The organism is Cedecea sp. (genome assembly GCF_036500665.1).
In the GTDB taxonomy this organism is placed as follows: domain Bacteria; phylum Pseudomonadota; class Gammaproteobacteria; order Enterobacterales; family Enterobacteriaceae; genus Cedecea.
On the sequence record NZ_DASYBS010000093.1, the window covers coordinates 31,633 to 43,580 of the forward strand.

Annotated in this window: 10 protein-coding genes; 7 read left to right on the forward strand and 3 right to left on the reverse strand. The window is 55.3% G+C overall.

The genetic code is table 11. The annotated features are described in order from the left end of the window. The first annotated feature begins 56 nt into the window (after nucleotides 1–56). From VGM55_RS14545 to psiE, 4 genes are all read left to right on the forward strand, one after another. The gene (locus VGM55_RS14545) at nucleotides 57–695 is read left to right on the forward strand and encodes a YjbF family lipoprotein (RefSeq protein WP_331635867.1); all 639 of its coding nucleotides are present in this window, start codon (nucleotides 57–59) and stop codon (nucleotides 693–695) included. Next, nucleotides 692–1,429 carry a capsule biosynthesis GfcC D2 domain-containing protein gene (locus VGM55_RS14550; protein ID WP_331635868.1) on the forward strand — a complete coding sequence of 246 codons (738 nt, stop codon included), beginning with the start codon at nucleotides 692–694 and terminating at the stop codon, nucleotides 1,427–1,429. The genes VGM55_RS14545 and VGM55_RS14550 overlap by 4 nt, the downstream gene beginning before the upstream one ends. Next, the gene (locus VGM55_RS14555; RefSeq protein ID WP_331635869.1) at nucleotides 1,429–3,525 is read left to right on the forward strand and encodes a YjbH domain-containing protein; all 2,097 of its coding nucleotides are present in this window, start codon (nucleotides 1,429–1,431) and stop codon (nucleotides 3,523–3,525) included. Before VGM55_RS14550 ends, VGM55_RS14555 begins: the two co-directional genes overlap by 1 nt. An 85-nt stretch (nucleotides 3,526–3,610) precedes the next feature. Next, a complete protein-coding gene (psiE, locus tag VGM55_RS14560; protein ID WP_154188574.1) occupies nucleotides 3,611–4,018 on the forward strand; it encodes a phosphate-starvation-inducible protein PsiE in 408 nt (135 codons plus the stop codon). Nucleotides 4,019–4,120: 102 nt separating this feature from the next. On the opposite strand, the gene malG is transcribed toward psiE, so the two are convergent. From malG to malE, 3 genes are all read right to left on the reverse strand, one after another. After that, a complete protein-coding gene (gene malG / locus VGM55_RS14565; RefSeq protein ID WP_038476716.1) occupies nucleotides 4,121–5,011 on the reverse strand; it encodes a maltose ABC transporter permease MalG in 891 nt (296 codons plus the stop codon). A gap of 12 nt (nucleotides 5,012–5,023) precedes the next feature. Then, complete coding sequence (gene malF / locus VGM55_RS14570) at nucleotides 5,024–6,568, reverse strand: maltose ABC transporter permease MalF (RefSeq protein WP_154188573.1); 1,545 nt, start codon at nucleotides 6,566–6,568, stop codon at nucleotides 5,024–5,026. Between the two features lie 200 nt (nucleotides 6,569–6,768). Next, a complete protein-coding gene (gene malE / locus VGM55_RS14575; RefSeq protein ID WP_331635870.1) occupies nucleotides 6,769–7,959 on the reverse strand; it encodes a maltose/maltodextrin ABC transporter substrate-binding protein MalE in 1,191 nt (396 codons plus the stop codon). Nucleotides 7,960–8,332: 373 nt separating this feature from the next. Here malE and malK point away from each other — a divergent pair, with 373 nt between their 5' ends. From malK to malM, 3 genes are all read left to right on the forward strand, one after another. Then, nucleotides 8,333–9,442 (forward strand): maltose/maltodextrin ABC transporter ATP-binding protein MalK, encoded by a 1,110-nt coding sequence (gene malK, locus VGM55_RS14580; protein ID WP_154188571.1) that lies wholly within the window; start codon nucleotides 8,333–8,335, stop codon nucleotides 9,440–9,442. Nucleotides 9,443–9,487: 45 nt separating this feature from the next. Then, nucleotides 9,488–10,807 carry a maltoporin gene (locus VGM55_RS14585; protein ID WP_331635895.1) on the forward strand — a complete coding sequence of 440 codons (1,320 nt, stop codon included), beginning with the start codon at nucleotides 9,488–9,490 and terminating at the stop codon, nucleotides 10,805–10,807. Between the two features lie 99 nt (nucleotides 10,808–10,906). After that, the gene (malM, locus tag VGM55_RS14590; RefSeq protein ID WP_331635871.1) at nucleotides 10,907–11,851 is read left to right on the forward strand and encodes a maltose operon protein MalM; all 945 of its coding nucleotides are present in this window, start codon (nucleotides 10,907–10,909) and stop codon (nucleotides 11,849–11,851) included. Nucleotides 11,852–11,948: the final 97 nt, after the last annotated feature.

Consider the following 11,948-nt stretch of genomic DNA (forward strand, 5'->3'; position numbering starts at 1 on the left):
GGTGTGTTTAACCATAACCACACTTCGGTGTGGTTATTTTAAATCGGGGAATCAACGTGCAGCGACTCGCAATACTCTTTGTCTGTCTGTTACTTCAGGCGTGCTCCGCCACTACAAGGGGGCTGGGCGCTTCACTTTGGCACAGTATCGCCGGGGGCGGTGGTGTGCAGCTTACTGACGATGAAATTGCCGAGATGCGCTACGCCAGCCAGTACATGAGCATCAACAGCGGGCCTCAGCTGTTCGTGGTGCTTGCTTATAACGAAGATGGCCAGCAGAAATGGGTGACGCAGGACAGAGCGGTCATCGTCACGCAAAACGGCCGCATTGTGAAAACCTCCGGGCTGGGGGACAACCTGACGGAAGTCACCAACCTGGGCAGCGACCCGCTGGCGAAAGTGAAACAGATTACGGAGGGTGCGAGCTGGACCCGGCAAATAGCCTGGACCGAACACCAGCAGGTACGCTATGCAACCGCGACCTCCACTTTTGAATTTGATGGCACCGACACGGTGAAAGTTGGCAGTAGTGTGACCAAAGTTCGGGTACTTGAAGAAGACGTTACCGCGTCAGGTAAAAGCTGGACGAACCGCTATTGGGTGGACGATGAAGGGCAAATCCGCCAATCAAAACAGTATCTTGGTCCAGGCTACTGGCCTATCACCACCCTTCTTGTGAAGGCGGCAAAACAATGAAAAAAATCCCCTTTCCCCTGATAGCCCTGCTTTTCGCCAGCGCCTTAAGCCACGCAGAAAGTACCGTGACGGTTTATAGCAAATCGCAAACGCAGCCGCAGGTGATTAAAGACGCTGAGCGGCTGGCGGATTTAGTGACACGCCCTGAACTCAGCCGCAGCTGGTGGCCGGGAGCGGTTATCAGCGAACGGCAGGCCAGCGCGGCAGAAGAACAAAAACAGCAGCAGCTCCTGTCGCGCCTCAGCGAAGTTGCCGCGGATGAAGGCGGTGATGACGGTGCGGCAATCAACGGGCTGCGCCAACAGCTTAGCGCAATCCATGTCACCGGGCGGCAGTTTGTTAATCTGGATCCTGACTGGGTCCGTCTGCGCCCGCAGGCGAACGTGCCGCTTCAGGGGGAGTACATCCTGTGGACTGGGCCACAGCCCACCACAATAACGCTGGTGGGGTTAGTCAGCTCGCCGGGCGTGAAAGCGTTCACGCCCGGACGTAGCGTGGATGAATATCTCGACGACACCAGCCTGTTGAGCGGTGCAGACAGAAGCTATGCCTGGGTCATTTACCCGGATGGCAAAACCGAAAAAGCGCCGGTGGCGTACTGGAATAAACGCCATATCGAACCCTCGCCAGGCAGCCTCATTTTTGTGGGTTTCTCCGACCGCCTTTTCAGCTCCACTTTTGACGAGCTGAACCAGCAAATCCTCAATTCCCTGACACACCGGATACCGGATTAATGAAAAAACGTTACCTGTATAGCCTGATTGCGCTGGCGGTGACCTCCGCCTGCCGCGCCGAAACGTATCCGGCACCCGTTGGTCCCTCTCAGGCAGACTTTGGCGGCGTAGGCCTGCTGCAAACGCCGACGGCGCGTATGGCGCCAGAGGGTGAGTTCAACCTTAACTACCGCGATAACGACCAGTACCGCTTTTACTCCGCCTCCATGCAGCTTTTCCCCTGGATGGAAGCCACGCTGCGTTATACCGACGTGCGTACCCGCCGCTACAGTAGCGTGCAGGCGTTCTCGGGTAACCAGACCTATAAAGATAAGGCGTTTGACGTGAAATTCCGCCTGTGGGAAGAGGGATACTGGCTACCTGGAGTGTCTGCTGGTATTCGCGATCTGGGTGGCACTGGTTTGTTTGATGGCGAATATGTGGTAGCGAGTAAAGCCTGGGGGCCGTTCGACTTCAGCCTCGGCATGGGCTGGGGCTATTTAGGCACCAGCGGAAACATCAAGAACCCGTTATGTGAATACAGCGACAAATACTGTCATCGTGATAACAGCTACAACATGGCTGGCTCATTTAACTTCAGCGGTATGTTCCACGGCCCCACGTCGCTGTTTGGCGGCGTAGAGTACCAAACGCCGTGGCAGCCGCTGAGGCTGAAGCTTGAGTACGAAGGCAACAACTATAGCCATGAGTTCGCAGGGAAAATAGACCAGCGCAGCAGCGTGAACGTTGGGGCTATCTACCGGCTGACCGACTGGGCCGACGTGAACATGAGCTACGAGCGCGGCAACACCTTTATGTTCGGCGTGACGCTCCGCACCAATTTCAACGACCTCAAGCCGGGCTACAACGACTCCCGCCGCCCGGAGTACCAGCCTCATCCGCAGGACGAAATTCTGCAGCATAACGTGGTGGCAAACCAACTGACCGATCTCAAGTACAACGCCGGGCTGGTTAACCCAAATATTCAGGTCAAAGGTGACACGCTGTACGTCACGGGCGAGCAGGTGAAATACCGTAATTCCCGCGAAGGCATTGAGCGAGCCAACCGCATTATCATGAATGACCTGCCGGACAATATTCGCACCATTCGCGTGACTGAAAGCCGCCTCAACATGCCTCAGGTGACCACGGAAACGGACGTCGCCAGCCTGCGCAACCATCTTGCAGGCGAGCCGCTGGGTCATGAAACCACGCTGGTACAAAAACGCGTTGAGCCGGTGGTACCTGAAAGCACCGAGCAAGGTTATTACATTGAAAAATCGCGCTTTAACTACTCGATAGATCCGATCCTCAACCAGTCCATCGGCGGCCCGGAAAGCTTCTATATGTACCAGCTTGGGGTGATGGGGAACGCGGACTACTGGCTGACGGATCACCTGTTAACCAGCGGCAGCCTGTTTGCCAACGTCGCCAATAACTACGACAAATTTAACTACACCAACCCGCCGGCGGACTCCACGCTGCCGCGCGTGCGTACGCATGTGCGTGATTACGTAGAAAACGATGTCTACATCAACAACCTGCAGGCTAACTACTTCCAGTACTTCGGACATGGGATCTACGGCCAGGTTTATGCGGGCTACCTGGAAACGATGTACGGCGGGGCAGGCGCCGAGCTGCTTTACCGCCCGGTGGACAGCAACTGGGCGATTGGCGTCAACGGCAACTACGTCAAGCAGCGCGACTGGCGCAGCTCGCAGGATATGATGAAGTTTACCGACTACAGCGCCAAAACGGGGCATATCACCGGCTACTGGACGCCGCCGTTTGCTCAGGATGTGCTGGTTAAGCTCAGCATTGGCCAGTACCTGGCACAGGATAAGGGCGGCACGCTGGAGATATCTAAACACTTTGACAGCGGGATTGTGGTAGGTACCTACGCCACCATCACCAACGTGTCGAAAAAAGAGTACGGGGAAGGGGACTTTACCAAAGGTTTCTACATCAACGTGCCGCTGGATATCTTCTCGGCTTACCCGACCCGCAGCCGTGCCCAGGTGAGCTGGACGCCGCTGACGCGAGACGGTGGGCAGATGCTGGGTCGTAAGTTCGACCTCTACGGCATGACTAACGATCGCAGTGAAAATTTCCGCTAGTGAAGGTAAGTAAATAAACTAGATCAAGATCACATTTTCAAAGTATAACAGCCTCTCAATACCACAATAATAATGAGGGGCTGTTATGCCTGCGACACCGCGTTTTGCCTGGATTTCTACCGTCATGCAGACGGTGCTCAATCTGGGTTTATTAGCCCTGGGGCTGATCCTGATTATCTTCCTGGGCAAAGAAACCATTCACCTGGCCACCGTGCTGTTCACGCCGGGGGATGACGCCAGCTCGTATCTGTTTATCGAGGGTCTGGTGGTTTACTTCCTCTATTTCGAGTTTATCGCGCTGATTGTGAAGTACTTTCAGTCGGGCTATCACTTCCCGCTGCGCTACTTCGTCTACATCGGCATCACCGCGATCGTGCGCCTGATTATCATCGATCATAAATCACCGCTCGACGTGCTGATTTATTCGGGGGCGATTCTGGTGCTGGTGATAACGCTTTGGCTGTGCAACAGCCAGCGCCTGAAACGAGAATAAAAAAGGGCGGCCCTGGGGCCGCCTGAATAAAATGCTAAGGTCAAAGTGAGGGTTGCAGTGGTATGGCATAAAGATGAAGCAAATGACTTTCAGGGATAAACGTTAACCTTTCACCCCGCCGGCGGTCAGGCCGCTCACCAGCCAGCGCTGGGCCAGCAGGAAGACAACGGTAATCGGTATCGCGGAGAGCACCGCCGCGGCGGCAAAATCACCCCACAGGTAGTTCTGCGGATTAAGGTACTGTTGCATGCCAACGGCCAGCGTATAGCTGTCCACGTCGCGCAGCAGCAAAGAGGCCACCGGCACTTCGGTAATCGCGCCGATAAACGAAAGAATAAACACCACCGCCAGAATCGGCACCGACAGCGGCAGCAGCACCAGTCGGAACGCCTGCCACGGCGTTGCTCCGTCCAGCGCGGCGGCTTCTTCAAGCGAACCGTCGATGGTTTCGAAGTAGCCTTTAATCGTCCAGACGTGCAGCGCAATCCCGCCCAGATAAGCAAAGATAACCCCGCCGTGGGTATTCAGGCCGATAAACGGAATGTACTGGCCCAGGCGATCAAACAGGGCATACAGCGCCACCAGTGACAGCACCGCAGGGAACATCTGGAAAATCAGCATGCCTTTCAGCAGCGTCGCTTTCCCCGGGAAGCGCATACGGGCAAAGGCGTAAGCGCAGGTGGTGGAAAGGGCGACGATGCTAATCGCCGTAATGCCGGCAATTTTTACCGAGTTCCACAGCCACAGCAGGACCGGGAACGGCGGCGGCGTGACGCGGCCGTCGGCATGCTCAACGCTAAAGCCCAGCGCCAGTTTCCAGTGTTCCCACGAGACCTGGTCCGGGATAAGGCTGCCGGTCGCAAAGTTACCCGGACGCAGTGAGATGGCGATAACCATCAGCAGCGGGAACATGATTGCCGCGATAAACAACAGCAGCAGAAAGTGCGTGAGAAACAGACGCAGCTTTTGAGATTTGGGTTGCACCATAGCCATAGGTCAGGCTCCTTAATCAAACTTCATGCGGGTGGCTTTCAGGTTCACAATAGCCAGCGCCCCAACCAGCAGGAAGATAAGCGTGGCGATAGCCGCGGCGAGGCCAAAGTCCTGGCCGCCGCCGCCTTCAAAGGCGATGCGGTAGGTGTAGCTCACCAGCAGGTCGGTATAGCCGGCCGGCGTGGTCGTCCCGAGCCGGTCCGGCCCGCCGTTGGTCAACAGCTGAATCAGCACAAAGTTGTTAAAGTTAAAGGCAAAGCTGGCAATCATCAGCGGCGTGAGCGGCTTAATCAGCAGCGGCAGCGTGATTTTAAAGAAGTTCTGGAATGGACCTGCACCGTCCATCGCCGACGCTTCATAAAGGTCGTCAGGAATGGCCTTCAGCAGCCCCATGCACAAAATCATCATGTACGGATAGCCCAGCCAGGTATTGACGATGATTATCATCGAACGGGCGGTTATCGGGTCGGTAAACCATGCCGGTTTAATGCCAAACAGCGCGCTCAGCATCATGTTGATTTCGCCGAAGCTTTGGTTGAACAAGCCTTTGAAAATCAAAATCGAAATAAACGAAGGCACGGCGTAGGGCAGAATCAGCAGCAGGCGGTAGACCGCTTTGCCTTTCAATGATTCCCACTGTACTACGCAGGCCAGCACCATCCCCACCGCGACGGTAAGAATCACCGTCAGCACGGAGAAAATCACCGTCCAGACGAAGATGGCCAGGAACGGCTTTTGGATGCCGTCATCATGGAAGACGCGAAGGAAGTTTTTCCAGCCAATGGTCACGGTATAGCCCGGGCTTAGCTGCTCCCCGGCCCAGCTGCCGTCGGCGTTAATCGCCTGGTAATAGCCGATGTGCTCATTTGGCGCGTATTTTGCGCCGCTTTGGTTATTGGTCAGCTCGCCGTTTTCCGCCAGGGTATAGAGCGGGCGAGTGCCTGAAAACTGGCGCAGCGAGCTCATGACGACCCTGCTTTCATCCGGCAGGACGGCGGTTATCTGGCCGAGCGCCTGGCGGTTTTGGGTGATCACACGCAGGTTGCCGCGCTCGCCTTCCGGCAGCGCATCAGCCTCTTTCAGCTGGATTTTTTGTGCGCCGCCAAAGGTGAATTTGTCCGAAACATAGTTTTTACCGCTTTCTCCGTCGGTGAGCGCCAGCGTCCACTCGTTGCCGTTCGGGTAAAGCCCAAAATTGAACGTTTTTCCCGCCTGATACTGGCGGTCCATCAGCACCTGCTGCGCGCGTTCAAAGGTCAGCTGGTTGGTGCTGCTGTAGTTGGTAAAGGCGATGGCGATGGTGCAAATCAGCGGGAACAGGACGAACAGCCCCATACCGGCCATTCCGGGGTAAACATAGCGCCAGGCATAGGCCTTACGGTTAGCAAAAATATAGAGGCCAAGTGAGCTTAAAATCAGCGTCATAATGGCGAACAGGTACTCCCCCTGGGCGTACATTAAAACCACAAGATAGCCAACCAGCAGGCCTAATGCGCCGATGACTGACCACTTCAGTCCCTCGCGTTGCCACCAGCGGCTCTTTTTAACTGCATCCATGGGGTCTTCCTCTACAGCGTATTATTTCCCCTCACCCTAACCCTCTCCCCGCAGGGGAGAGGGGATAGAAAGGGCCAGCTTTCTCACTCCAGCGGAGGCGCGGATGCCTTCCGAATTCCCCCTCCCTTAGGGGAGAGGCCGGATTCAATCCGAATTCCCCCTCTCCCCTATGGGGAGAGGGCCGGGGTGAGGGGCAAGGTTTACTTAGTGATACGTCCCTGAGCATCCTTCAGTGCAGCATCAACGGTCTGGCGACCGCTCACGGCGTTGATAACCGCGGTGCGCACGGCATACCAGAAGGCAGACATCTGAGGAATATTCGGCATGATCTCGCCTTTTTGGGCGTTATTCATGGTGGCGGCAATACGCGGATCTTTCGCCAGCTGTTCCTGGAAGGATTTCAGCGCCACGGCACCGAGCGGTTTGTCCTTGTTCACGTCCGCCAGGCCCTGATCGGTCAACAGGTAGTTTTCAAGGAACTCTTTCGCCAGTTCTTTATTCGGGCTGGCGGCGTTGATACCGGCGCTCAGTACGCCCACGAAGGGTTTAGACGGTTTACCTTTAAAGGTTGGCAGCAGCGTCACGCCGTAGTTGATTTTGCTCTTGTCGATATTGGACCAGGCCCACGGCCCGTTAATCGTCATCGCCGTTTCGCCCTTGTTGAACGCGGCTTCGGCGATGGAGTAGTCGGTGTCGGCGTTCATCTGCTTGTTCTTGATCATATCGACCAGGAAGCCGAGGCCCGCTTTTGCACCCGCACTGTCTACGCCCACATCTTTCACATCATATTTGCCGTTTTCGAACTTGAAGGCATACCCACCGTCCGCGGCAATCAGCGGCCAGGTGAAGTACGGTTCCTGCAGGTTGAACATCAGCGCGCTCTTGCCTTTCGCCTTCAGCGCTTTATCCAGGGCCGGGATCTCCTCCCAGGTTTTCGGCGGGTTTGGCACCAGATCTTTGTTATAAATCAGCGACAGCGCTTCTACCGCAATCGGGTAAGCGATGAATTTACCGTTGTAACGCACCGCGTCCCAGGTGAACGGATAGAGCTTGTCCTGGAAAGCTTTGTCCGGGGTGATTTCGGCCAACAGGCCGGACTGCGCATAACCACCAAAGCGGTCGTGAGCCCAGAAGATAATGTCCGGGCCATCGCCGGTTGCCGCCACCTGTGGGAATTTTTCTTCAAGTTTATCAGGATGTTCAATGGTGACTTTAATACCGGTATCTTTCTCAAACTTCTTACCGACTTCGGCCAGGCCGTTGTAGCCCTTATCGCCGTTAATCCAGATGACCAGTTTGCCTTCTTCGATTTTTGCCAGTGCAGAGGCGGAAAGCATCATCGTCGTCAGGGCTGACAGAGCGAGGATACGGGCGCCGGTTTTAATTTTCATGTTCCCATCCTTTGAGTGGTGGTATGCGCTTTATAGGGTAGTGCAGATTAACGTTGTTAAGTCTGCGGAGATGGCAAGCGCTTCTCATCCTCCTTTGCTCTACGCCCCTGGGTGGTTATCTGTGATCTGCTTTGCATAACTGGCCGTTATGTGTTCTGGCGCACATAAAAACGCACTGAAAACTGAAGCCGCGATCACGAAAATCCCTTGTGCCACCTGCAACCGGTTGCAGATCCCTCTTCCTCATCCTCCCGCCTCCTCCCCCACAAAAAAGCGTTAGGGTGGAGGATTTACCAAATGTAGCGATCCCTCATAGTCGGACACATATTGAATCACCTGTCCGACGGCAGGCGGCAGTAATGAGGGAGTGGTAATGGCAAGCGTACAGCTGCGGAACGTAACAAAAGCCTGGGGTGACGTGGTGGTGTCGAAAGATATCAACCTCGACATCAATGAAGGAGAATTCGTGGTTTTTGTCGGACCCTCAGGCTGCGGTAAGTCAACGCTGCTGCGAATGATTGCAGGGCTTGAAACCATCACCAGCGGTGAGTTGCTGATTGGTGAAAAGCGCATGAACGACATCCCGCCCGCTGAACGCGGCGTTGGCATGGTGTTTCAGTCGTACGCCCTCTATCCGCATCTCTCTGTCGCGGAAAACATGTCCTTTGGCCTGAAGCTTGCCGGGGCAAAAAAAGACGATATCAACCAGCGCGTCAATCAGGTTTCAGAAACCCTGCAGCTCGCGCACCTGCTGGAAAGACGCCCGAAAGCGCTCTCCGGTGGACAACGCCAGCGCGTAGCGATTGGCCGAACGCTGGTCGCGGAGCCGCGCGTGTTCCTGCTGGATGAACCACTTTCAAACCTCGATGCGGCGCTGCGCGTGCAGATGCGTATCGAGATATCCCGTCTGCATAAACGCCTTGGCCGCACGATGATTTACGTGACCCATGACCAGATTGAGGCGATGACCCTGGCCGACAAAATCGTTGTGCTGGACGCCGGTCGCGTCGCGCAGGTCGGGAAGCCGTTAGAGCTTTATCACTACCCGGCAGACCGCTTTGTGGCGGGTTTTATCGGGTCGCCAAAAATGAACTTCCTGCCGGTGAAAGTGACCGCGACGGCCATTGATCAGGTGCAGGTGGAATTGCCTAACCGTCAGCATGTCTGGCTGCCGGTGGAAAGCCGCAACGTTCAGGTGGGGGCCAATATGTCACTTGGCATTCGCCCGGAACACCTGCTGCCGAGCGACATTGCTGACGTCACCCTTGAAGGGGAAGTGCAGGTCGTTGAACAGCTTGGACATGAGACTCAGATTCACATCCAAATCCCCGCCATTCGTCAAAACCTGGTTTACCGCCAGAACGACGTGGTGTTGGTAAAAGAGGGTGCCACATTCGCTATTGGCCTGCCGCCAGAGCGTTGCCATCTGTTCCGAGAAGATGGCACCGCATGTCGTCGGTTGCATCAAGAGCCCGGCGTTTAAGCATTCCCATAAAAAAGAAAAGCAATGATCTCAGGAGATAGAATGATGATTACTCTGCGCAAACTCCCACTGGCGGTCGCCGTAATTGCAGGCATCGTGTCTGCACAGGCGGGTGCCGTTGATTTCAAGGGCTACGCACGTTCTGGTATTGGCTGGACAGGTAGCGGCGGCCAGCAGCAGTGTTTTAAAGCGACAGGTGCTGGCTCTAAATACCGTCTGGGTAACGAATGTGAAACTTATGCTGAAATTGAGTTAGGTCAGCAAGTTTGGCAGGAAGGCGAGAAAAGCTTCTACGTTGACACCATGATTGGTTACGCCACTAACCAGCTGAACGATGACGAGGACACCAACGGTGGTCCGCGCGTGCGCCAGATGAACGTGGTGGGTAAAAACCTGATCGACGCGCTGCCGGGCGCCAACATTTGGGCAGGTAAGCGTTACTACAAACGCCATGACGTGCACATGATCGACTTCTACTACTGGGACGTTTCTGGCCCAGGTGCTGGCCTGGAAGATATTAACCTGGGCTTCGGTAAACTCTCCCTGGCTGCCACCCGTAACGGTGAAGCCGGTGGTTCAGAGGCATTTATCAACGGTACTACCAAAAAACAAGACCTGGCGAACGACATCTTTGATATTCGTTTAGGGCAAATGGAAGTGAACCCAGGCGGTTCTCTGGAAGTTGGCTTTGATTACGGTCGCGCAAATACCAGCAAGCACTACGATTTTGGCGTGCAGGATGCGACTAAAAATGGCTGGTTGGGTACCGTGGAACATACTCAGACCTTCCTCGGCACCAGCCTGAACAAATTTGTGGTGCAGTACGGCACTAACGCGATGGCACAAACCAACGGTACCGGGCGCCCGAATACCTTCCAAAACAACGACGGTAAAATGCTGCGCGTTATCGACCACGGTGCTATCGACTTCAACGATACCTGGGGCCTGATGTACGTGGGTATGTACCAGGATATCAACCGCGATGATAACAACGGCACCAAGTGGTGGACCGTGGGCGTTCGTCCTATGTACAAATGGACGCCAATCATGAGCACCCTGCTGGAAGTCGGCTACGACAACGTGAAGTCTCAGCTGACCGACAAGAGCAACAACCAGTACAAAATCACCCTGGCACAGCAGTGGCAGGCGGGGAACAGCATCTGGTCTCGTCCGGCTATCCGCGTCTTCGCAACCTACGCCAAGTGGGATGAGAAGTGGGGTTATTCTTCCAGCGATTCCACCGACTCTAACTATGTAGCGGGCACGCCATCCGGCATTGCTTTCAGCGATACCAGCGCCCGTACTTTCAGCCGCGGCAACGACAGCGAAGTCACCTTCGGTGCTCAGATGGAAGTCTGGTGGTAAGTTAATCCGCCGTGCGGGTGCTTAGCGCCCGCCGGTTTCACATGCCTGACCCGTCTCTTTTTTGCCTGAAGGAGACGGGTTCGCTTCGAGGATAAAACAATGAAAAAACATCTTCTCGCGCTTTGCCTGCTTCCCGTTCTGGGCTTATCGTCCGTGCCGGCTTCCTTTGCCGCCAACGCGGCGATCAACCCGCAAAACGTCTCAACCGCACCGTCTATTCCAGCGGAGAAATTACAGAGCTTGCCGTGGACTCCCTTGATGCCACCCGTCAGCCAGGACGTGGTGCTGAGTGCTTCTTCGGCTAGCCTTAACGTGGGTGAGCTCTCCGGTAGCGTGGCGGCGTTCATCCTGCCCGCCGACCAGGGATCGCTGGAAATCACGCTGACCAGCCTGGTAAAAGACTTGAGCGTTTACGCGCCAAACGTCCTGATTCTCGACGGGCAAATGCAGCCTTCTGCTTTCTTCCCGAGCAGCTACTTCCAGTACCAGAAGCCGGGCATGACCTCCGGCAACCGTCTGGAAAACGTGATGAAGCTGACCCCGATGATGGGGCAGAAACAGATTTATATGCTGGTGTACACCACCAAACGCGATCTGACCGAAACTACCCGTATGATTAACCCAGCGAAACTCTACGCCGAAGGGGCAAGCAACGCCATTCCTGATGTTGCCGACCCGGTTGCCCGCCACAGCGGGCAGGGTATGCTGACGGTGCAGGTCAAAACCGAACAGAACAGCGGCAACATCATGATTGGCAAGATCTTCGGTGGGTCCGATATGAAACCTGTTGTCGTAGGCAACGTTGCACCGCCGACGGCTTACGCGGCACCGACGGCTGTGCCCGCTCCGGTCGCGGCACCTGCTCCTGCCGAGAAGAGCGATCCAATGCTCAATGATACGGAAAGCTACTTTAACCACGCGATTAAACAGGCTGTGGATAAAGGCGACATTGATAAGGCCCTGAAACTGCTGAATGAAGCCGAGCGTCTGGGTTCCACCTCCGCCCGTAAAACTTTTATCAGCAGTGTAAAAGGCAAGGGGTAACTATCTCCCCACATTGTTGATGCTTGAAGTATTGGTGCGCCCCGGCGCACCTTTTTTTTCCCCGTCATAATTCAAGTCTCAGGGGAGTTGGCTGCAC

What these genes read in the sequence shown, in the direction of transcription:
- malM (WP_331635871.1), top strand. Translation starts at nt 10,907, where the DNA reads ATGAAAAAACATCTTCTCGCGCTTTGCCTGCTTCCCGTTCTGGGCTTA.
- malG (WP_038476716.1), bottom strand. Translation starts at nt 5,011, where the DNA reads ATGGCTATGGTGCAACCCAAATCTCAAAAGCTGCGTCTGTTTCTCACG.
- VGM55_RS14555 (WP_331635869.1), top strand. Translation starts at nt 1,429, where the DNA reads ATGAAAAAACGTTACCTGTATAGCCTGATTGCGCTGGCGGTGACCTCC.
- VGM55_RS14585 (WP_331635895.1), top strand. Translation starts at nt 9,488, where the DNA reads ATGATTACTCTGCGCAAACTCCCACTGGCGGTCGCCGTAATTGCAGGC.
- malK (WP_154188571.1), top strand. Translation starts at nt 8,333, where the DNA reads ATGGCAAGCGTACAGCTGCGGAACGTAACAAAAGCCTGGGGTGACGTG.
- VGM55_RS14550 (WP_331635868.1), top strand. Translation starts at nt 692, where the DNA reads ATGAAAAAAATCCCCTTTCCCCTGATAGCCCTGCTTTTCGCCAGCGCC.
- psiE (WP_154188574.1), top strand. Translation starts at nt 3,611, where the DNA reads ATGCCTGCGACACCGCGTTTTGCCTGGATTTCTACCGTCATGCAGACG.
- malE (WP_331635870.1), bottom strand. Translation starts at nt 7,959, where the DNA reads ATGAAAATTAAAACCGGCGCCCGTATCCTCGCTCTGTCAGCCCTGACG.
- malF (WP_154188573.1), bottom strand. Translation starts at nt 6,568, where the DNA reads ATGGATGCAGTTAAAAAGAGCCGCTGGTGGCAACGCGAGGGACTGAAG.